Origin of the sequence: Flagellimonas sp. 389 (assembly GCF_018449435.1) — a bacterium.
Lineage (GTDB): Bacteria > Bacteroidota > Bacteroidia > Flavobacteriales > Flavobacteriaceae > Flagellimonas.
In genome coordinates this window covers 30,319-52,392 of the sequence record NZ_JAHCMU010000017.1, presented here as the reverse complement: position 1 = coordinate 52,392, position 22,074 = coordinate 30,319, and the positions used below count along the sequence as shown (strand labels likewise).

Annotated in this window: 21 protein-coding genes and 1 other RNA gene; 12 read left to right on the top strand and 10 right to left on the bottom strand. The window is 37.4% G+C overall.

Going from position 1 to position 22,074, the window contains the following annotated elements; all coding sequences use genetic code 11:
* Position 1 precedes the first annotated feature (1 nt).
* Genes KIM67_RS14890 through KIM67_RS14880 form a run of 3 tightly spaced genes read right to left on the bottom strand, consistent with a single transcriptional unit; the run spans position 2 to position 2,194 of the window.
* Positions 2-1,093, bottom strand: a complete 1,092-nt coding sequence (locus KIM67_RS14890) for a DUF4097 family beta strand repeat-containing protein (protein ID WP_213832424.1) — start codon at positions 1,091-1,093, stop codon at positions 2-4.
* A complete protein-coding gene (locus tag KIM67_RS14885; RefSeq protein ID WP_213832345.1) occupies positions 1,074-1,634 on the bottom strand; it encodes a hypothetical protein in 561 nt (186 codons plus the stop codon). Before KIM67_RS14885 ends, KIM67_RS14890 begins: the two co-directional genes overlap by 20 nt.
* Entirely contained in the window at positions 1,631-2,194 is a 564-nt protein-coding gene (locus tag KIM67_RS14880; RefSeq protein WP_213832344.1) for an RNA polymerase sigma factor, read from the bottom strand. The genes KIM67_RS14885 and KIM67_RS14880 overlap by 4 nt, the downstream gene beginning before the upstream one ends.
* Positions 2,195-2,410: 216 nt before the next feature.
* Between KIM67_RS14880 and lon the strand changes: the two genes are divergently transcribed.
* Both lon and cmk read left to right on the top strand, forming a co-directional pair.
* Positions 2,411-4,861, top strand: coding sequence for an endopeptidase La (lon, locus tag KIM67_RS14875; RefSeq protein WP_213832343.1), 2,451 nt, complete (start codon positions 2,411-2,413; stop codon positions 4,859-4,861).
* Between the two features lie 55 nt (positions 4,862-4,916).
* Positions 4,917-5,612, top strand: a complete 696-nt coding sequence (cmk, locus tag KIM67_RS14870) for a (d)CMP kinase (RefSeq protein WP_213832342.1) — start codon at positions 4,917-4,919, stop codon at positions 5,610-5,612.
* Between the two features lie 155 nt (positions 5,613-5,767).
* Here the strand turns inward: cmk and KIM67_RS14865 are convergent, their stop codons facing one another.
* Both KIM67_RS14865 and KIM67_RS14860 read right to left on the bottom strand, forming a co-directional pair.
* Entirely contained in the window at positions 5,768-6,934 is a 1,167-nt protein-coding gene (locus tag KIM67_RS14865) for a hypothetical protein (protein WP_213832341.1), read from the bottom strand.
* Between the two features lie 276 nt (positions 6,935-7,210).
* A complete protein-coding gene (locus tag KIM67_RS14860; RefSeq protein WP_213832340.1) occupies positions 7,211-7,591 on the bottom strand; it encodes a LysM peptidoglycan-binding domain-containing protein in 381 nt (126 codons plus the stop codon).
* Positions 7,592-7,849: 258 nt separating this feature from the next.
* Here KIM67_RS14860 and rpsA point away from each other — a divergent pair, with 258 nt between their 5' ends.
* From rpsA to KIM67_RS14815, 9 genes are all read left to right on the top strand, one after another.
* Positions 7,850-9,688, top strand: a complete 1,839-nt coding sequence (gene rpsA / locus KIM67_RS14855; protein ID WP_213832339.1) for a 30S ribosomal protein S1 — start codon at positions 7,850-7,852, stop codon at positions 9,686-9,688.
* A 116-nt stretch (positions 9,689-9,804) separates the two neighbouring features.
* Positions 9,805-10,344, top strand: coding sequence for a bifunctional pyr operon transcriptional regulator/uracil phosphoribosyltransferase PyrR (pyrR, locus tag KIM67_RS14850; RefSeq protein WP_163419346.1), 540 nt, complete (start codon positions 9,805-9,807; stop codon positions 10,342-10,344).
* Positions 10,345-10,350: 6 nt separating this feature from the next.
* Positions 10,351-11,277 (top strand): aspartate carbamoyltransferase catalytic subunit, encoded by a 927-nt coding sequence (locus tag KIM67_RS14845; protein WP_213832338.1) that lies wholly within the window; start codon positions 10,351-10,353, stop codon positions 11,275-11,277.
* A gap of 1 nt (position 11,278) precedes the next feature.
* A complete protein-coding gene (locus KIM67_RS14840; protein WP_213832337.1) occupies positions 11,279-11,611 on the top strand; it encodes a ribonuclease Z in 333 nt (110 codons plus the stop codon).
* A gap of 165 nt (positions 11,612-11,776) precedes the next feature.
* Positions 11,777-12,682 carry a ribonuclease Z gene (locus tag KIM67_RS14835; RefSeq protein ID WP_213832336.1) on the top strand — a complete coding sequence of 302 codons (906 nt, stop codon included), beginning with the start codon at positions 11,777-11,779 and terminating at the stop codon, positions 12,680-12,682.
* 83 nt (positions 12,683-12,765) lie between these two features.
* The gene (gene pdxH / locus KIM67_RS14830) at positions 12,766-13,413 is read left to right on the top strand and encodes a pyridoxamine 5'-phosphate oxidase (protein WP_213832335.1); all 648 of its coding nucleotides are present in this window, start codon (positions 12,766-12,768) and stop codon (positions 13,411-13,413) included.
* A gap of 13 nt (positions 13,414-13,426) precedes the next feature.
* The gene (locus KIM67_RS14825) at positions 13,427-13,912 is read left to right on the top strand and encodes a histidine phosphatase family protein (protein WP_213832334.1); all 486 of its coding nucleotides are present in this window, start codon (positions 13,427-13,429) and stop codon (positions 13,910-13,912) included.
* Between the two features lie 3 nt (positions 13,913-13,915).
* The gene (gene ppk1, locus KIM67_RS14820) at positions 13,916-15,997 is read left to right on the top strand and encodes a polyphosphate kinase 1 (RefSeq protein ID WP_213832333.1); all 2,082 of its coding nucleotides are present in this window, start codon (positions 13,916-13,918) and stop codon (positions 15,995-15,997) included.
* A 10-nt stretch (positions 15,998-16,007) separates the two neighbouring features.
* Positions 16,008-16,889, top strand: a complete 882-nt coding sequence (locus KIM67_RS14815) for a Ppx/GppA phosphatase family protein (protein WP_213832332.1) — start codon at positions 16,008-16,010, stop codon at positions 16,887-16,889.
* Between the two features lie 9 nt (positions 16,890-16,898).
* On the opposite strand, the gene KIM67_RS14810 is transcribed toward KIM67_RS14815, so the two are convergent.
* Positions 16,899-17,480: a tRNA-(ms[2]io[6]A)-hydroxylase gene (locus KIM67_RS14810; protein ID WP_213832331.1), complete on the bottom strand. Its 582-nt coding sequence runs from the start codon at positions 17,478-17,480 to the stop codon at positions 16,899-16,901.
* Between the two features lie 95 nt (positions 17,481-17,575).
* Positions 17,576-19,309 (bottom strand): DNA polymerase III subunit gamma/tau, encoded by a 1,734-nt coding sequence (locus tag KIM67_RS14805; protein WP_213832330.1) that lies wholly within the window; start codon positions 19,307-19,309, stop codon positions 17,576-17,578.
* Positions 19,310-19,466: 157 nt separating this feature from the next.
* On the opposite strand from KIM67_RS14805, the gene rnpB reads away from it, so the two are divergent.
* Positions 19,467-19,799, top strand: an RNA gene (gene rnpB, locus KIM67_RS14800) — RNase P RNA component class A.
* Positions 19,800-19,880: 81 nt separating this feature from the next.
* Here rnpB and rsmD read toward each other — a convergent pair.
* Genes rsmD through KIM67_RS14785 form a run of 3 tightly spaced genes read right to left on the bottom strand, consistent with a single transcriptional unit; the run spans position 19,881 to position 21,971 of the window.
* Positions 19,881-20,423: a 16S rRNA (guanine(966)-N(2))-methyltransferase RsmD gene (gene rsmD, locus KIM67_RS14795; RefSeq protein WP_213832329.1), complete on the bottom strand. Its 543-nt coding sequence runs from the start codon at positions 20,421-20,423 to the stop codon at positions 19,881-19,883.
* Positions 20,423-21,256: a DUF3822 family protein gene (locus KIM67_RS14790; RefSeq protein WP_250149279.1), complete on the bottom strand. Its 834-nt coding sequence runs from the start codon at positions 21,254-21,256 to the stop codon at positions 20,423-20,425. The genes rsmD and KIM67_RS14790 overlap by 1 nt, the downstream gene beginning before the upstream one ends.
* A complete protein-coding gene (locus KIM67_RS14785; RefSeq protein WP_250149278.1) occupies positions 21,237-21,971 on the bottom strand; it encodes a hypothetical protein in 735 nt (244 codons plus the stop codon). The genes KIM67_RS14790 and KIM67_RS14785 overlap by 20 nt, the downstream gene beginning before the upstream one ends.
* Positions 21,972-22,074 lie beyond the last annotated feature (103 nt).

Below are 22,074 nucleotides of genomic sequence, written 5' to 3'. Positions count from 1 at the left end.
TTTAATTTTGATAAAACGATATTCCACCATACTCACTATTGATATTTACGATATTTCCTGAGTTTGCTTTACCGTAATACCCCTTATAATACTTTTCACTGGATTTTTCTTTACTAATATTGATCTCGAAATCATCTTTGCCACTAACACTGGCGTACTCTGCGATAATTTCAAAATCGAAATAATATTCTGGATCGTACCCAATTTTAATTCCGGTGTAATCTGTCCTAATGTCTATGTTACCCGCATCGGATGCCATTTCATTAATTTTGACAGATCCATAATCAGATGTGATACTAACATTTCCGTGAACAGTTCCAAGTTTTACACCAATGTAGTCTCCATTCCCAGTTACATTTTTCACTTTCCCTACTTCAATGGAACCGTAATCACTCGTGTAATCCAAATTTTCCATTTCCCTGATAACGGCGTTGGTATAATCTGCCCTTACAATTAGATTCCCTGCTTTTTCAATTGTAAATCCTGAATAATCTGCAATTATTTCACCACTATTAATATAGTCAAAAGTAGAGCGGGAAGTATAATCGAATCGGAGTTCATTGTTTCGTCCTCGTAGTTCTCCAACATCAATTTTCCCATAATCGCAGTATATTTTGGCATGTCCGTCTATTCTATCCAGATAAATATTTCCGTAATCATTGCTTAGGCTTACGTTATTTTTTACCGGGACTTTTATGGTGTAATTTACTTGAACATTTACATTTTTACTTTTCCCCCATTTCCATCCCCACCTATTGCTTTTATCACCAAAGAGTGTTCTTGCTGACACTAAACTGTTACTGGCTTCAAAATCAACATCTATCTCGTCTAAGCGTTCCCGTACCTTCTCTTCGTTGTTACCATTGGTTTTTATATGAACCTCTATTACGATACGGTTTTCGTTCCATGAGGTAATGTTAAGGTTACCATAGCTGTTCTTTACCTTAAGGAGTGCATTGACAGATACATTGAACTCTTTTTTAATGGTTTTTTCCTTGGTGTATCTTCCGCCCATTTTACCCGTGCCCGCATTTATTGAAAACGGTATAATGGCAAATGCCAATAAAATATATTTATATAGTAGAATTTTCATCATTGTATGATTTTAGATTTTTAATATTTTCAACGTTGACCAATACCTCTTGTAAAAGGTCAATTCTAGTTTGAAAGTTGGTTATCATGGCATTTAAAATAAATTTACTGTTGCCGCCATTTATGAGTTCTTTCTCAAGTGCTTTATAATCAGTTTCGAGTTTATCCAGTTGTACCAATGTATCATCCACCAATTGTGCCGTTGCTGGGGATTTTTCATCCTTGAGCAGTTGTACTTGTTCTTCAATTAGACCGGCAAAGTAAGATTCGGTTCTTGAAACTTCTGGAGAAATCTCCACGACCTGTTCTCTTACACTTTGTTCGGTGGTGAACAGTTGTAGCCCTACCATGCAAATAAGTACTACGGACGCCGCAATCGATAAGGGCTTCCACCAAGTGGTTTTTTTCCTTGCTATGGAAACTACACCGTTATGCTGGTTCAGCTTTTCCAAAAACCTTTCCTGATGCCCACTTTTAGGCTCCTCAAAGTCAAAATCATTTTCAAGATTTTTAAAAAGCTGTTCTAAATTATCTTTATTCATAGTTCTGTATTTACAGTCAATTTTTTTCTAAGACTCTGCTTGGCTCTAGAAATTGTGGTTCTACAATTAGCATAGCTAATGTTCATAATGTCACTGATTTCCTCGTAATCGTATCCTTCAATTAGATGTAAGGTCAAAGAAACTCTGTAATTATCTTTTAAACTTTTCATGGTCTCCATCACTTTTTGAGCCTTCAGTTCAGTATAACCATTGTGATTCAAAGCAACTTCATCATTATCTTCGACCTTGTACAATACTTCATCTAAATCAACAGCTTTTGTTTTTTGCTGTTTTTTGTAATGATAGATACTGTTGTTTATCACAATTCGCTTTAACCATGCTCCAAAGGTTACATCTCCTTTAAATGTATGCAGTTTCGTAAACGCGTTCAAAAACGATTCTTGCATTACATCCTCAGCTTCCGCAGCGTCCTTTACAATTCTAAAAGATATGTTGTACATAGCTTTATAGTACCTATTGTAAATTTCCAGTTGCGCACTTTGTTTTCCTTTTAAACAAGATTCAAGCAGTGCATCAGTATGTTCATTTTGGTGGCTCAAAAAATGAATGGTTTGTCTTAGAGATGGATGAATTTATCAATTGTTACACTTTTTCTAAAATTTTAATTTTTAATGGCACAAGAATTGCCTTTATGGAAGAGAAAAAGAACCCCAAACCCTTTATAATTCTTGTTTTAAAGCTATTAAAAGGGCTGGTTGTTCAATTATAAACTGAAGATATGGGTCGTTTGTGACAAAATGACCGAAATTGATGCTATGGGAGAAATAAAAATTTCAACTTTTGACAATATTTCACTGCAAGGTCTAGATGAAGATGCAGAATTAATACCATTGTTGACACCAGAGGATGAAGAGGAAATGAACAAGGAAGACCTTCCGGAGACATTGCCTGTTCTGCCTTTACGCAATACCGTACTCTTTCCGGGAGTGGTGATTCCAATTACTGCTGGAAGGGATAAGTCCATAAACCTAATAAAAGATGCCAATAATGGTTCTAAAACCATTGGTGTGGTCTCACAGAAAGACGAAGAAACGGAAAACCCCGGAGTGAAGGACATCAATACTTTGGGAACCGTTGCACGAATTTTAAGGGTCTTGCAAATGCCCGATGGAAATACAACGGTCATTATTCAGGGAAAAAAACGGTTTGAAATTGCCGAAGTGGTTTCTGAAAAGCCTTATCTGACCGCTACTGTAAAAGAAGCCGCAGAAGAGCGACCCGATGAAAAAAGCGAAGAGTTCAAAGCGATCATAGATTCTATTAAAGAATTGGCATTCAAGATTATTAAGGATAATCCAAATATTCCAAGTGAAGCGACTTTTGCTATCAAGAACATACAGAGCAATTCGTTTCTCATCAACTTTGTATCGTCCAATCTCAATCTGAGCGTTGCCGAAAAGCAAAATCTTCTTGAGATTCCAAATTTACAAGAGCGTGCACTGACGACTTTGAAGTACATGAACACGGAACTTCAGAAACTGGAATTGAAAAATGATATCCAGTCCAAGGTCCGAAGTGATATGGATCAGCAGCAAAAAGAGTATTTCTTGCATCAACAAATGAAAACCATTCAAGAAGAACTTGGAGGGATTTCGTACGAGGAAGAAGTAGATGAAATGCGGGCCAAGGCCAAGAAAAAGAAATGGAACAAAAAAGTTAAGGAACATTTTGAGCGCGAACTAGCTAAAATGCAGCGCATGAATCCACAGGTTGCGGAATATTCCATTCAGCGTAACTATTTGGACTTGATCTTGGATTTACCATGGAACGAATTTTCCAAGGATAAGTTCGATTTAAAAAGGGCCCAGCGAATTTTAGATCGTGATCACTACGGACTTGAAGACGTTAAACGAAGAATCATCGAGTACCTTGCGGTCTTAAAACTTCGAAACGACATGAAATCGCCCATTCTTTGTCTTTACGGACCCCCGGGGGTCGGTAAAACATCTTTGGGAAAATCCGTTGCGGAAGCTTTGGGGAGGGAGTATGTGCGTATGTCGCTGGGAGGCTTGCGTGACGAAGCCGAGATTAGGGGACACCGTAAAACCTATATTGGTGCTATGCCCGGGCGAATTGTCCAGAGCCTTAAAAAGGCAGGTACTTCCAATCCAGTTTTCATTTTGGACGAAATCGATAAACTTTCAAATAGCCATCAGGGCGACCCTTCTTCTGCCATGTTGGAAGTATTGGACCCTGAGCAAAATAGTGAGTTCCATGATAATTTCCTGGAGATGGGCTATGACCTTTCCAAAGTAATGTTCATTGCCACCGCAAATAATTTGGGAAGCATTCAGCCCGCTCTTCGAGACCGAATGGAAATCATCAACGTAACAGGATATACCATCGAAGAAAAGGTAGAGATTGCCAAAAAACACCTATTGCCAAAGCAGTTAAAGGAGCATGGGCTTTCGAACAAAGATTTAAAAATTGGAAAGCCACAATTGGAAAAGATTGTCGAAGGATATACCCGAGAATCTGGAGTGCGTAGTCTGGAAAAGCAATTGGCAAAAATGGTGCGCTATGCGGCCAAATCCATAGCTATTGAAGAGGAATATAACATCAAGGTCAACAATACCGATGTAGAAAAAATATTGGGACCTGCCCGATTGGAGCGTGATAAATACGAAAACAACGATGTGGCCGGAGTTGTCACAGGTCTGGCATGGACCAGCGTTGGAGGCGATATTCTCTTTATAGAATCCATCTTATCCAAGGGAAAAGGTACACTGAACATCACGGGAAACTTAGGGAAGGTGATGAAAGAATCTGCTACGATAGCCATGGAGTATATCAAATCCAATGCAGATAGTTTTGGAATCGATTCTGAGGTTTTTGACAACTACAACGTGCACATTCATGTTCCCGAAGGAGCCACACCAAAAGATGGCCCCAGTGCCGGTATAACCATGCTTACCTCTTTGGTCTCGCTCTTTACACAGAAAAAAGTGAAAAAGAGCTTGGCGATGACAGGGGAGATAACCCTTAGGGGAAAAGTGCTGCCCGTTGGCGGAATCAAGGAAAAGATTTTAGCGGCTAAAAGGGCTCGTATCAAGGAAATCATTCTTTGTGAGGATAATAGAAAGGATATTCAAGAAATCAAGGAGGATTATTTAAAGGGACTTACGTTTCACTATGTTTCTGATATGAGCGAGGTGATAGCCATTGCCGTGACCAAGACCAAGGTCAAAAACGCAAAGAAACTTTAGTTTTTCTAATGATTTTCTAACTATTTTTAGCATTACTGAACTAAATTCAGCATAAATGCAAAAAATTACCATTGCCATAGACGGATACTCTTCCACAGGCAAAAGTACCCTAGCCAAGCGTTTGGCCAAGGCGCTTGATTATGTGTATGTGGATACGGGTGCCATGTACCGTGCCGTAACCCTTTTTGCCCTAGACCAAGGTTTGATAGGGGAAAAAGAGGATATTCCTTCCCTAATAGCGCAGCTGCCCACTATTGATTTAAAATTTGTTGCGAACAAAGCACTGGGCAAATCTGAAATGTTCATGAACGGCAAAAATGTGGAACGGGAAATACGGACAATGTACGTTTCCAAATATGTCAGTAAGGTTGCTGCGATTGAAGAGGTAAGGCATATGTTGGTGAAATTGCAACAAGAAATGGGCAACAAGGAAAAAGGCATCGTGATGGATGGTAGGGATATAGGTACCGTCGTTTTTCCTAATGCGGAACTGAAGTTTTTTATGACCGCTTCACCCAATACCAGAGCGACCAGACGATACAAAGAGCTGTTGGATAAGGGCGAACAAGTAAGTTTTGAAGAAGTATTGGAGAACGTTCAAAAGCGGGATTTTATAGATTCTACCCGCGACGTATCTCCTCTGCGAAAAGCAGATGATGCCATTGAATTTGATAATAGCGACATGGGGCTGGATGAACAGTTTGAGCGTGTTCATAATTATACGCTTCGGGTTATAACAGAGCGGGAATAACATAAGTGGATTTTTTGGGTAAACGTATCGGCTATGAACAGTTGGGGATTTTAAGAATTAATTTTTCGGTTTAGTATTGACCTTTGTTTTATTTTTGTGCTTTCTTTTTATCACTACTGTCCCAATTGCTTATAACCATTATTGTGCAGCGCTTTTCAATAATTTTCAATCAGTTTTTTAACTATCACATTGAAGTTCTTCTTGTTAATTCCAATTAGTTCGTCTGTAGCTTTTAAATAGCTTTCCAATCTGTTTTCCCTTCCAGCGTTAATTAGTTTTGTAATTCCTTCCTTTCTTTTTTTTGTCTCAATTTCTTGGGCAATGATTCCGGCTATTGTGGAACGTACAGAAATTTCAGGTGCTATGTCGTTGAAAATCTTCTTATTACTCTTAAAAAGTTCATAGAGATTCGTTTTCGGATTTTTAGACAGATAATTTTGCAATTCCAGTACCAATCTTTGATGTGTGATCATTTCGCCATTGTTGTCAGTGTAATAGGCATTTCCCCACAGATAAGCAATCCCCTCTTCGGTTATCCAATTTCGATTTTCACGTTTATTGATTTTTCCAGAATAATAGTGGAATATATCGTGTGAAAAATCTTCGTTACTCATTATTGCAAAGATTGTTTTTGAGTCAACCCCATAGCCATCTCTGTATTTTCCGTTTGGAAAAAGTGAATATTTGAAACCCATGAGCTCTAATATTTCCTGAAAATTATCGGTTATGTAGAAATCCAATTTTTCTACTTCTAAACCCAGTTTTTCTGCTATTTCAGAATTTTTTTTATTGAATAGTTCCGCTCTTTTGATGTTAATATCACTCCTGTAATGATAAGTAATGTTACCAATAGCTTGTGTTTTCCAGTAGCGTGTCAAATAATCAATTGGCACTGAAAATGTGAATTTGTCATCAATTTTAGTTGCGATTAAATCTATGATATACAGAAGAACCGGGTCTGATTCGGGTTCCTTATAGGAAGTGTATGAAATGGAAACAAAGTATTCACCATTAGATATCGGATAAACATTTATCAACTGTTTATCTTTGAATTTCAAAGCCGAACTGTCCTTTTTTTTCTCGTAGTTTACCAATTCTTGGAGTAGCGATTGTGTCAATTCTACTCTTTTAGGTGTTAACAAACTTTCATTTATTTTTCCTTTCGTTATTTCTGATAAAAGGGATTCCAAACTTTGATTGAAATTTTGTTTTTTGATAGAATCCATCGGATTTTGTAAAAAATGTGGAATTATCACTGTTTCTTGGGCAAATAATGCGGTAAAGAGAAAAAGTAGAATTATGGTTAGAATGTTTTTTATCATTTCGTTTTTCTTAAATATTGTACAACGTTTAAGGTATGATTTGTTACATGGTAGATTATATCAACCGATACGTGAAGTTCTTGATTTTTAACATAAAAATCAGTTAGAATTGGTGAATAGCCTTTCCAGGTTTATGGAACACCCTTTTCAGTTGATATAAAAATGCTCACTACGAAAAAAGGTGCCTTTTGGGCACCTTTTTCTATCAAATTTATCAGTTCGAGCGCAGTGGACAACTATAGAAAATATCTAAACTGTGCTCAATATGACATCAAATTAAATATTCGGAATCACCAACACCTGATCGGGATGGATAACATCCGGGTTGCTCAAAATATTGGTATTGGCATCAAAGATTTTATTGTATTTCATGGCATCACCGTAGTAATGCTTGGCAATCTTGCTTAAGGATTCCCCACTTTTTACAGTGTGCCTGTGATACACGGAGTCATCCGCAACAGATATGTTCGCTTGAACATCAGAAGGGCTTTCACCACCAATTTGTTTAATTTTATCCCAAATGGCATTTTTCTCGTAAGGCGTATTTGCTGTTCCTTTGATTTTCAAAACGCCTCCGTCTTCAGAAACATCACCGCCTTGTATCCCCAATTCTTGGCCTAGATCCAAAACTGCTTGGTATTTTGCTTTTGCACTCATAGTAATATGTATTGTTTTAATGGTTAATATTTAGAAACAATATAGATATAAAAGTCACAATACGATCTAAATTTTCATTAATTATTGCATTAATCAAATAACCAATCACAAGGGTTTGTAAAACAAGGAATTAATTGTATTTTTGCACTCCTTTTTAACAAATAGCAAGAGGAAAAGGGAAGATAAAAAACAAATAACAGCTTCTGCAGTAATTGTTTAACTCTTGTAAAACTGTAGAATACAAATTTAAATCAGCACATGGCTGAAGAAAAAACAAGCGTTGAGGTAGAAGAAACTACTGAAACAGTACAAGAAACAAAAGAAAAAGTTCAGACCCAACAGGATCCAAAAGAGTATCTTGAAAATTTTGATTGGGAAAAGTACGAAGAAGGCATTGAGCGCGTAGACGATACAAAGCTTAAGGAATTCGAAGCACTTGTAGAGGAAAACTTTGTGGATACCGCAGATGAAGAAGTGGTTGAAGGTAAAGTAGTTCACATGACCGACCGTGAGGCTATCATTGACATCAATGCAAAGTCAGAAGGTGTTATTTCGTTGAACGAGTTCCGCTACAATCCTGACCTTAAAGTTGGGGATAAAGTTGAGGTTCTTATCGATATTCGTGAGGACAAGACCGGACAATTGGTGTTGTCCCACAGAAAAGCAAGAACGATCATGGCTTGGGACAGAGTCAATGCTGCCCATGATAAAGAAGAGATTGTTCAAGGTTTTGTAAAATGCAGAACCAAAGGAGGTATGATCGTTGATGTTTTTGGAATCGAGGCATTCTTGCCAGGTTCGCAAATTGACGTAAAACCTATCCGTGATTACGATCAGTACGTTGGTAAAACCATGGAATTCAAAGTGGTTAAGATCAACCACGAATTCAAAAACGTAGTTGTTTCCCACAAAGCACTTATCGAAGCGGATATTGAAGAGCAGAAGAAAGAGATCATTGGTCAGTTGGAAAAAGGACAAGTATTGGAAGGCGTTGTTAAAAACGTTACTTCTTACGGTGTCTTTATCGACCTTGGTGGTGTTGATGGATTGATTCATATTACAGACCTTTCTTGGAGCAGAATCAACCACCCGAACGAAGTTGTTGAATTGGACCAAAAACTAAATGTGGTAATCCTTGATTTTGATGATAACAAATCAAGAATCCAGTTAGGTCTTAAGCAATTGGAGAAACACCCATGGGATGCCCTTGGGGATGAGATAAAAATAGGTGACAAGGTTAAAGGTAAGGTCGTGGTCATTGCAGATTACGGTGCCTTTATCGAAGTAGCCGAAGGTGTTGAAGGGTTGATTCACGTTTCTGAAATGTCTTGGTCTACACACTTGAGATCTGCACAAGATTTTGTTAGCGTAGGTGATGAGGTTGAAGCGGTTGTGTTGACTTTGGATAGGGAAGATCGTAAGATGTCCTTAGGTATCAAGCAATTGACTCCAGACCCATGGACAGATATTACATCTAAGTACCCAGTAGGTTCCAGACACAAAGGAATCGTAAGAAACTTTACAAACTTTGGTGTGTTTGTTGAAATGGAAGAGGGAATCGATGGATTGATTTACATCTCTGACCTTTCATGGACCAAGAAAATTAAACACCCATCTGAATTTGTAACCGTTGGCGATACTTTAGAAGTTGAAGTATTGGAATTGGATGTGGACGGACGTAAACTAAGTCTTGGTCACAAACAGACTACTGAGAACCCTTGGGATAAATATGCTGAAGAGTTTGCGGAAGGAACCGTTCACAAAGCAGCTATCTCTGAAATTGTAGATAAAGGTGCTACAGTAACTTTCAATGAGGATATTGTAGGTTTTATACCTTCAAGACACATGGAAAAAGAAGATGGCAAAAAGCTTGGAAAAGGCGAAGAGGTCGATTTCAAGATTATTGAATTCAACAAAGACTTCAAGCGTGTTGTTGCAAGCCATACGGCTATCTTTAGAGAGCAAGAAGAACGTAATGTTAGTACAGCTAAAAGAAAAGCAGCTGCAGCTGCAGAGGAGTCCAAAACCACCCTTGGTGATGCAAACTCTCAGTTACAGGCGTTGAAGGATAAAATGGAAGCCGATTCTAAAAAGTAATCGGTTTATATCAGATATTTTAGAAGCCCTGTCCTTAAAAGGACGGGGCTTTTTTATTTTCATACCTTTTAAAGAATTGTTTACTTTTGCCTGTAATAGAGTCGGCAGCAAAGCATATGAGTCAAAGAGTACTTCTTACTTCAAAAGAAATCAACATTATATTGCATCGTTTGGCTTGCCAGCTTTTAGAAAACCACCTTGACTTTACCAATACTGCCTTAATAGGAATTCAGCCTAGGGGCGTGTATTTAGCAGAGCGTTTGACCAAAATTCTTCAAGAAGAATACAAGGTCAAGCATATTGATTTGGGTTTTCTGGATATCACATTTTATCGCGATGATTTTGGCAGGGGCGATAAAACGTTAAAGGCAAACACGACTAAAATCAACTTTTTAGTTGAGGACAGAAACGTTGTTTTCATTGATGACGTACTTTATACTGGGAGAAGTATAAGGGCGGCATTAACGGCAATTCAATCTTTTGGAAGACCTTCGGATATTGAACTATTGACCTTGATTGACAGAAGATTCAGTAGGCATTTGCCAATCCAACCCAACTACAGAGGACGACAGGTAGATGCGATCAATGAAGAAAAAGTAAAGGTAATGTGGGAAGAAAATGACGGAAAGGATAGTGTATATTTAGTAAGCAAATAATTAAAAATGAGTGAATTAAGTGTAAATCACTTACTGGGAATAAAATATCTTAACAAAAAGGATATCGAACTCATTTTTGAAATAGCAGATCATTTTAAGGAAGTTATCAATCGCTCCATTAAAAAGGTTCCCACGCTTAGAGACATTACTATCGCCAATATCTTTTTTGAGAACAGTACCCGTACCAAACTTTCTTTTGAGTTAGCGGAAAAACGTTTGTCAGCAGATGTTATTAATTTTTCTGCCTCACAATCCTCGGTGAAGAAAGGGGAAACCCTGATAGATACCGTAAACAACATCCTTTCCATGAAAGTGGATATGGTGGTTATGCGTCATCCAAACCCGGGAGCAGGGATTTTTTTGTCAAAACATGTAGATGCAGCGATTATAAATGCTGGGGATGGGGCTCATGAGCATCCTACGCAAGCACTACTGGATTCGTATTCTATTCGAGAAAAGCTAGGAGAAGTTGCAGGGAAGAATGTTGTTATTGTTGGAGATATTTTGCACTCCAGAGTGGCATTATCCAATATTTTCGCTTTAAAATTGCAAGGAGCAAATGTTAAGGTTTGTGGGCCAAAAACGCTGATTCCAAAACATATTCCATCGCTAGGAGTGCAGGTTGAGACAGATTTACGAAAGGCTTTGGAGTGGTGCGATGTAGCCAATATGCTACGTGTACAAAACGAACGAATGGATATCAGTTATTTTCCATCTACACGCGAATACACCCAGCAATTTGGAATCAATAAAAAACTACTGAACAGTTTGGAGAAAGAAATTGTAATCATGCATCCCGGACCTATAAATAGGGGAGTGGAGATTACAAGTGACGTAGCCGATTCCAATCAGGCCATAATTTTAGAACAGGTTGAAAATGGTGTGGCCATACGCATGGCCGTGATTTATTTGTTGGCATCAAAAATTAAATAATATGATTTTCGATAAAGAAGGAACTACAACAACGGTTTTTCAAGAAAACATATCAATTTCTGCCTTCTTGGAAAACTTTAAGAATGGGTATGCTAAAATTAAGCACGACAACATCATTCTGAATCTTTTTTCATTTGATACACTGACTTCAGACGATATCTTGGAGTTTTTGGTGGTTTCTAATACACATAAAGCTTCGGGCAAATCTTTTATTTTGGTAACCGATAAAGTATCCTACGATGAGATTCCAGAAGAAATTAATCTGGTTCCCTCCATACAGGAAGCGAAGGATATCATTGAAATGGAAGAGATTGAACGAGATTTGGGAATTTGATTGATAGTAGTCAGTGGTCAGTGGTCAGTGGTCGGTACTCATCAGCTAGTTCTTATTCTTTAAATATGATAAATATAAAAATGAGCTTTTTGAAAACGTATCTTAGAATTGTACTATTGACAATCATTCTTGTGAAGTACCCTCAATTTTCCATTTTCATTTAATATGAGGTTAACAATTCTCGGATGCTATTCCGCTACTCCTCGCACATTTACCAATCCTACTTCGCAGGTTTTGGAAATACGAAATCATATTTTTTTGATTGATTGTGGTGAGGGAACCCAAGTACAGTTGCGGAAAAATAAAATCAAATTTTCACGAATAAAGCACATCTTCATTTCACATTTGCACGGAGACCATTTTTTTGGACTGCCAGGGCTTGTTTCCACGTTTCGATTGTTGGGCAGAGAATCAGAACTCCATATCTATGGTCCAAAAGGTATTAAAGAAGCGATTACGTTACTTCTTAAATTGGGAGATTCATGGACGAACTATCCCCTAATTTTCCATGAACTCAGTTCAAAAGAAACCGAATTGGTTTTTGAAGATGATAAAGTAAGTGTACGCACTATCCCGTTAGAACATAGAGTGTATACCAATGGCTTTTTGTTTAAGGAGAAACCGGCATCCAAAAAACTGAACGTTGAAGCTGTTGCCAAGTATAAAGTTGATAAAAGTCAATTCAACAATATTAAAAACGGAAAGAATGGCGTTTCTAAAGATGGAACAGCAATTTTAAATAAAGAACTTACGCTAGAACCGCCGCCTCCCAAGAGCTATGCTTTTTGTAGTGATACGGTGTATAAAGAATCTATCTTGCCCATTATTACAGATGTTGACACGCTCTACCATGAATCCACTTTTTTAGAAACAGAATCCCATCTTTGTAAAAAAACCAAACACTCCACAGCAAAACAAGCGGCAGAAATCGCCAAGAAAGCCAATGCGAACCATCTTATTTTAGGACATTATTCCACGCGATACAAATCCATTGAGCTCTTTAAAGAAGAAGCAATGCAGGTATTTCCAAATGTTGTATTGGCCGAGGATGGAAAATGCTTTGAACTCTAACTTTTTAGCATTAAAAACAAAAGTGCATCAATCTTTTTAGTCTGCATTCTTTTGTGGAAATTTGTGTATCACAAGAACAAAAGATGCAAAAGGACTTAAGCAACTACCGAAAATCGTACGAAAAAAGTGAATTAGCAGAAAATTCCATCAAGGAGAATCCGTTGGAGCAGTTTCAAAAATGGTTTTATGAAGTTGAGGCTACAGATGGTTTAGAAGAAGTGAATGCTATGACCGTTTCTACAATTGGTGTGGATGGATTCCCAAAAAACAGGGTGGTACTCATGAAAAAATACACTCACGAAGGATTCATTTTTTACACCAATTATGAGAGTGAAAAAGGGAAAGCCATAGAAAACAACCCTTCCGTTTGCCTTTCGTTTTTTTGGCCCAATTTAGAGCGACAAGTAATTATTAAAGGCAAAGCAGAAAAGATAGCGGAAAACCTTTCGGATGGTTATTTTGAATCCAGACCCATGGGCAGCCAACTTGGGGCTATTGTATCGGATCAAAGTAGCATAATAACCTCAAGAGAAGCATTGGAGAAAAAACTACATGATTTGGAGAAAGCGTACGAAGGAAAACAACCCGAAAGGCCATCGTATTGGGGCGGTTATTTGGTAAGGCCTGTTTCCTTGGAGTTTTGGCAAGGTCGCCCCAATCGTTTGCACGATCGTATACGATACACGCTTCAAGAAGATTTTAATTGGAAAATTGAACGTTTGCAACCCTAAATCCTTAAAAAATATGAAAACGATAATCTTGGTCAGGCATGGAAAATCCTCATGGGATTATGAGGTTTCGGATAAAGATAGACCATTAAAAGAACGGGGAATCAATGATGCTCATTTGGTTGCTACAAAGTTTAAAAAGAACGGTTTTAATATTGATTTCGCTTATTCCAGTCCTGCAAATAGGGCATTGCACACTTCCATGGTCTTTTTGCGCAACCTAGATTTTGATTTTGATAAGTTTCAGGTCAAAGAGGAGATTTATGATTTTTCTGGAAATAGTGTTCAACGGTTTATAAAAGCTTTGGATAACAAGCATAGCACCGTGCTTATTTTTGGTCATAATTATGCCTTCACATCACTTGCAAATAGATGGGGAGATCAGTATCTTGAAAATGTTCCTACATCTGGATTGGTCCAAATAAAATTTGACGTTTCCAAATGGGAAGAAATAACAGAAGGAATTACTGAACAGGTCATTTTTCCAAAACATTTAAAGTAATACATGATCAAGACAAAGAATCAATACGTAAATAGGGAAATAAGCTGGTTGCACTTCAATGCCAGGGTACTGCAAGAAAGTGCGGATACAAATGTACCATTGATAGATAGGCTCAGGTTCTTGGGTATTTTCAGTAATAACCTTGATGAGTTTTTTAAAGTAAGATATGCCACTGTAAAGCGTATTGTTGATGTTGGTAAAACGGGCAAAAGTGTTTTGGGAGGTGAAAAGGCAAAAGATTTGTTGGAAGAGATTACAAAAATTGTAATCGCTCAGCAGGCAAGGAGTCTTGAAATCCTGAACAGTATTGAAGAAGAGCTTAAAGAAGAAAATATCTTCATTATAGATGAAAATGAAATAGATGAAAACCAAGCCGAGTTCATAAGGGAATACTTCTTTAAAAAGGTAAACCAAGAACTCATGACCATTATACTTAATGATCTTACCGAATTTCCCCTACTAAAAGATACAGCAGCTTATTTGGCCGTTAAAATGGTCATGCTGGATAATGAAACGGCGGCAGCACATGGCAATAATAGATACGCTTTGATTGAAATTCCAAAAGGGATAGATCGTTTTGTGGTATTGCCCAAACAAGGAGATAAAAATTACATTATCATTTTAGATGATCTGATCCGGTTTTGTTTGGACAGTGTCTTTACCATGTTCGAGTTTAAATCGATTACGGCGCATATGATCAAGATTACGCGCGACGCTGAACTGGATATCGATAATGATTTGACGAAGAGCTTTATCGAGAAGATTTCATCTAGTGTTGAGGATAGAAAAATAAGTGATCCCGTTCGTTTTGTTTATGATAAAAGTATCGATAAGGATACGCTCCAGTTTCTGAAGGAAAAAATGAACATTATCGATACGGATAGTGTGATTCCGGGAGGTAGATACCATAATAGGAGGGACTACATGGGTTTTCCCAGTTTAGGTAGAAATGATCTAATGTATGAAAAAATCGAGCCTCTACCAGTAAAAGGGTTCAGCATGAAAGGCAGTCTACTGGAACTGATAGCTCAAAAAGACTATCTCATTTACACCCCTTATCATACGTTTTCCTATGTTACCAAATTTCTTAGGGAAGTTGCATTGGACCCTAAAGTCAGGACAATCAAAATTACTATCTATCGCTTGGCAAACGACAGTCAGATAGCATCCGCTTTGGTCAATGCCGTGAAGAACGGTAAACAAGTTACGGTACAAATAGAGCTACAGGCAAGGTTTGACGAGCAAGCGAATATCAAATATGCGAATCAGCTTCAGGCAGAGGGCATCAAACTAATTTTTGGTGTACCCGGTCTAAAAGTGCACAGTAAGATTTGTTTGGTGGAAAGAGAGGAGATGTCAGGCATCAAAAGGTATGGTTTTGTAAGCACGGGGAACTTTAACGAATCCACGGCAAAAATCTATACGGATTATACCTTGTTCACCGCCCATGAAGGCATTCTTAAAGAAATGGGCAAGGTTTTCGAGTTTTTTGAAACAAATTATAAGATCAATAAATACAAGCATTTAATAGTTTCTCCCCACTACACCAAGTCTACTTTTATTAAGCTGATCGATGACGAAATAGCCAACGCTATAGTAGGGAAAGTAGCTTATATAAAAATTAAGATGAATAGTTTAACATCTTATAAAATGGTGGACAAACTGTATGAGGCAAGTAGAGCGGGGGTAAAAGTTCAGCTGATTATAAGAGGTGTTTGCTGTTTGGTCCCCGGTATAGAAGGCATGAGCGAAAATATTGAGGCCATAAGTGTTGTGGATAAATTCTTGGAACATCCGAGATTGTTTATTTTCGGGAACGGCGGCAACCCAAAAATATATATTTCTTCTGCTGATTGGATGACTAGAAACCTCGATTTTAGAGTAGAAGTTGGTTGCCCCATATATGATGAGGATATTAAACAGGAGTTACTGGATACCTTTGATATTTCTTGGCGAGACAATCAAAAAGCGAGGATTTTTTCCGAAATGCACGATAACGCATATAGACAAAACAGTGCGGATGAAGTAAAATTGAGGTCTCAATTTGCCCTTTACGATTACTATCAACAAAAATTAGAATCCTAATATTTCCGAATTGAGAATACGAAAGTTCGCGGCTATCGATATTGGTTCCAATGCAATTAGGTTGCTCATCCACAATGTAATCGAGCATCGTGAAAAACCAACAGTTTTCAAGAAAAGTGAATTGATACGAGTGCCCATACGCTTGGGCGAAGATTCCTTTACAGTGGGTGAGATATCCGAAAGAAATCTAGCTAGATTAATTAAGACCATGAAATCCTTTGATTTGTTGATGCAGGTCTATGGAGTTGAAAAATATATGGCCTGTGCAACGTCTGCTTTGCGTGAAGCGAACAATGGTCAAGTGGTGGTGGAGCAAGTACTAAAAGAATCAGGCGTCAAAATAGAGATTATCAACGGAAAGAAGGAGGCCTCGATCATTGCATCTACAGATTTGAAGGACTTGATAAAAAAGGACAAATCCTATTTGTATGTAGATGTAGGCGGAGGAAGTACCGAGTTTACGGTTTTTAAAGAAGGGAACCTGTTAGCATCAAAATCATTTAAAATAGGAACGGTAAGAATCTTAAATGATTTGGTGAAAGATGCAGTATGGGATGAAGCAAAAGCATGGATTATACCTCACTTTGATAAAGAGAGCAAGGTTGAGATTATTGGTTCGGGCGGAAACATCAATAAGCTCCATAAAATGTCAGGTAGAAAAATGGGACAACCGTTGTCCTTTATTTGGCTGAATGCTCAATACCATTTTTTGAACAGTATGGCATACGATGACAGAATTTCCGAATTAGGGCTAAATCAAGATAGGGCAGATGTGATAATTCCTGCTACTAAAATATTTTTGTCCGCCGCAAAGTGGAGCGGGGCCAAAAAAATAAATGTTCCTAAAATTGGATTGGCGGACGGTATGATAAAAACACTTTATTACCAATAATGTTCTAAGTTAACCGTGCATGGTTTCCTTTTTGCCCAAGTCCTGCATCAAGGTTGCTTCGTGGTCTAAAAGTTGTTGCCATTTTTTGTCCACTTCTTCCCGATTTCCATATTTACGGGCAAATTTTAAAAACATCGTGTAGTGGTTGGCTTCACTCACCATTAACTTTTGATAAAAATCCGCCAAATCGGTATCGTTCATTTCTTCGGACAGTAACCTGAAGCGCTCGCAGCTTCTGGCTTCGATTAGGGCAGCGTACAAAAGCTTATGAACCAGATGTGTTTCCCTACTACCACCTTTTGGAAAGAATTTCATCAGTTTTATAACATACTCATCTTTACGTTCACGGCCCAATACCCAGCCACGTTTCAAGATTTTATCATGAACCATATTAAAATGTCCCATTTCTTCTCTGGCAAGAGCGGTCATTTCTTTGACCAGTTCGGATTTCTCTGGAAAACCGATAATAAGGGATATAGCCATACTTGCAGCCTTCTGCTCACAGTAAGCGTGGTCTGTAAGGATTTCCTCTATGTTTTTTTCAACAATGTTCACCCATCTTGGGTCCGTAGGTAATTTTAGTCCTAGCATTGGATTCTATTAAATATTTGAAACTTAGCAAAGATAAAAGTATTTCGTTCAATGCGTTTTGGTTTTACTGGGAAGAGCAGATGAAGAATTGAAGGTTAAAAATCTAGATCGAATTCTTTACGTAAAATATCTAGAGCAGGGTTTTTCTCCCGTAACTTTTGATATTTTTCCTCTGGAGTAAAAGCAAATTTCTTCGCTACGACTTCATTAACGGTTATATACAGCGAAATGGAATAGTTGTTCAGTTTTTGCTTTAAATAATTTAGCATTAAACTTTGTTCCCGTTCCACTTCTTTCTTCATGGTGTCGTTTGGAAGCTCAATCCATATAATATGTTCTTTTTTTAATTTTGGGACGTCTGTTTGAAGGTTGCTAGCCAGTATTTTTCGACCTTCATCCTCTAGTTGTTGTACAAAATCATTCCAGTGCTTTTGCATTTCGCCTTCTGTGAATGGTTCTTTTGGAAGCTCTTCTTCTGCAATTGGAGGTGATTTAATGTTCTCATGTTCCTTTTTGGCCTTAATGCTGGACAATGACAATCCCGATACTCGATTTGTGGTATTTTTTAACTGGATTTTTTTAACAGGAGGTTTTTCTAATATAGGCTCCTGTTGTTCAGTATTTTTAGCTATGGGTTCTATAGACGCTACTTCATTGGCAGTAACTTTCTGTTCCGGTTTTTCTTCTTGTGGAACGACAACATCGTCTTTTGCAGTTGGTTTTGCAGTAAAAAATGAAGCTGGAACTATGAAATCAGACTTTTTTTTTTCTCCATTAAAAGTAATGGAGGCCAATTTCATTAAGGTTAATTCTACAAGTAATCGTTGATTTTTACTGGTCTTGTACTTTAAATCACAATCGTTCGCTATTTCTAAGGCTTGAAGCAAAAATTCTTTGGAAGCTTTTTTGGATTGTTCCTGGTATTGGTTCTTTACATCGTCCCCAACTTCTAATAAAGAAAGTGTTTCGGGATGTTGACAGACCATTAAATCCCTAAAATGTGATGCTAGGCCAGTAATATAGTGGTGTCCATCAAACCCAAGTGAGAGTGTGTTGTTAAAGAGCATCAGTAACTCTGGAATATTATTTTGAATGATGAGGTCGGTACTCGAAAAGTAAGTGTCGTAATCGAGAACATTCAGGTTTTCCGTGACTCCTTTTCGAGTCAATTGTTTTCCAGAAAAACTGACCACTCTATCAAAGATGGAGAGCGCATCTCGCATAGCCCCATCCGCTTTTTGCGCTATAATGTGCAGCGCACTTTCTTCCGCTTCTATTCCTTGCTGTTCTGCTATATATTTTAAATATGAAGCTGCATCTTTTACCGTTATTCGCTTAAAATCGAAAATTTGACAACGGGAAAGTATGGTAGGAATAATTTTATGTTTTTCGGTAGTTGCCAGAATAAAAATAGCATGCTTAGGAGGCTCTTCCAACGTTTTCAAAAATGCATTGAAAGCGGATTGGGATAACATGTGCACCTCATCGATAATATACACTTTATATTTTCCAACCTGTGGCGGTATGCGTACTTGGTCTATAAGACTTCGGATATCATCTACGGAATTATTGGAAGCCGCATCCAGTTCAAAAATATTGAAGGCAAAGTCTTCATCATCCTGTTCGGTACCATCCTGATTAATTTTTTTGGCCAGGATACGGGCGCACGTAGTTTTACCTACGCCCCTTGGTCCACAGAACAAAAGCGCCTGCGCCAAATGGTTATTATCAATGGCGTTTAGCAACGTATTGGTAATAGCCTCTTGGCCCACAACATCCTTAAAGGTTTGGGGACGATATTTTCGAGCTGATACTACAAAGGGTTCCAAATCAGGAAAAATTTTGTATTCTACAAATATAAAAATAGCAGTTAGCAAAGCGGCCTAAGGTTAAGGAAGTAAGCTATTTTTTATTAACAATTACTTTACCTTTGTGGCCAGCAGGCCACCTTATCGTCTTGTGCCGAACTTGTTTCGGCATCTTTTTGAATTTGGTCAACATTTTTTTAGAGGCCCCAAATCAAGTTTGGGACAAGGAGGAAAGTCCGGACACCATAGTGCGGCATAGCGGGTAACGCCCGTCCACCGAAAGGTGAGGACCAGTGCAACAGAAAGCAAGTACAGTTAGGCTGTAGTGAAATCAGGTAAACTCTATGCGGTGAAACGTCATGTAAACCAATGTTTGAGGGCTGCACGCCCAAATTGGAGGGTAGACGGTTGGAACTTTTAGGCAACTGAAAGTCTAGATAAATGATAAGGAATCCTAATCCTATTTATGGGTAAGAGATTTACAGAATCCGGCTTATGGCCTGCTTTTTTAAACCAAAAGCCAACAAAACTAGATTTTGTTGGCTTTTGGTTTCTATTCCATAATTGCTAACCTTGAGGGCTTAAAAAAATATTAACTTTTAGAATCAAAAAAACTAAAAATACTACCGCCATACTTTCTGTTTTCCGAGAAATGTTCGTGTTGGGATAAATCAGTTTGATCAGAATGTTCGATAATCAAAAGACCATCTTCCAGTAGCAAATCTTTTTCGAAAACCAGGTTTATGATTTTCTCAAACTTTGCATCTTCAAAATTATAAGGAGGATCGGCAAAAATTAGTGTTGCTTTTTCTTTGGTTCTTTCTAAGTACTTAAAGACATCGGATTTTAATGTAGTGATTTGAAAATCGAGCTCCTTTGCTGTTTTTGAGATGTATTGAATACACCCTGCGTAACTATCAACTGTAATAATCTTTTTAGCTCCTCTTGATGCAAATTCAAAGCTGATGTTTCCACTACCAGCAAATAGATCTATGATTTGGAGCTCATCAAAATAAAAACGATTGTTTAATATATTGAAAAGTCCTTCTTTAGCCATGTCAGTAGTTGGCCTTACCGGAAGTTTTTTAGGTGCCACAAGTCTTTTTCCCTTGTATTTACCAGATATGATGCGCATTATAAGGCACTTAATAATGTGAAATCGAATGTTTTGCCCTCTATATTTTCTATTGGAAAAGTATTGTTTTTTGGGATAAATACAGAGACGTTTTTTATGTACTTGTAGCATAGCTCATAAATGGTATCGCCCTCTTCTACGAGACCAAATAATTTTAATTGTACATTTTCCAAATTCAATTGTAATTGTTCTAGACTAAAGAGTAGGTAATAAATAAAATCTTCATGGGTCTTGTATTCGAAATGATTATAGAAAAGTATTTTTTTATCAGCGATTACCGCAATTTCCATTTCTTTTTTGGAAACCTGAACATAGCAGGTCGGCCCTGTAGAAGTTCTGGTCTGGTTTAAAAGCATCGTTATCAAAACTGTGCCACTATGCTTAAATTCGAATTCACCAAAGAGATCAAAAACATAATTATTGATATTGGTAAAGGGGATATAGACGTTAACGATGTCATGATTACTGATCTCATCGAAGACAATTTGGTCATTTGCCATTATCTTGGCATTGAACTTGAGATAATTTGGTAGTTCTTCTTTAGTAAAAAGTGTTTTTGGAACCAAGCTGAACAATGCGTTGTTATGAATAACAACAACTTCATCAAAATCCTTGTTAAGCTTTGTTTGTTGATTTAAAACTGATTTTAATTCTTTCAGAATTAAATATGGGGTAGAAGAGGTTTTAAAATCTATTTTTTCAAAAGCCAATATAGTATTGGAAATAGTATCTAGAACACAAAAAGAAAGTCCATTCAGGCCTACCTGAATGGACAATTTTTTAAAAGTGTTGTCTGTATCTGAACTTGTTATCTTATTTGTCTTTTCTATCATAGATTGGAGGCCAGTTACCATTTGAACTTACATCCGTAAGAGAACCTACTTTAATTTCTGTACCGTTCACTTCTTCAACGCTCTTATGCGCATTTTCTCTTGCTAACAAATCTTCTGGCTGATCGTATAGGATAATATTTTTCTTGACTTTGGCCTCAAAGACAGGAGCTTTGAATCCCTGTTTGTCTATAATATCAGCTTTCATTTCAAATTTCTCGCCTCCTTGAGCATAGGGTACGTTCATCATTGTCTTATAACTTAGATCATCTTTAAACAATGAATCTTTAACTTTCACTAGTCCGAGTGTATCTATAATAACGGTATCCTTTTGAAGTTCGATTTGATACGTTTTATCAAAACGCATGAAAGAGGAATCTCTTTGTTGGGTAATCGTGTAGCTTCCTGTATCAATAAACTGGATAAGACTATTAAAATCCTTTGCGAATTTTCCATTCACCGTTCTATAGGCTTCTTGGGAATCTCTAATGTCTTTGAGCTTTGCAATTACTTGCGTAAATCTTTCTTTTCTTATCTTATTGAACTCAATAGGTGCATTTATGGATTGATAGATTTGATATCCTAAGAAAATACTTAAAAGCCCAAAGAGAATCACAAGAACTGGCTTTATCTTTTGTGGTAAAAATCTATCAATTAAGAATACAAGGCCTAGGGTCAAAAGGCATATAACTAAAACAATAATGATTAAGTTTAACATACTAATACTGTCTTTCTGAATTAATTTAGCGGTTACAGACAAATCTACAATTTTTTTTTAATCACGAAACTTTTTGCTTCAAAAATCCATGCTATCTTTAGAA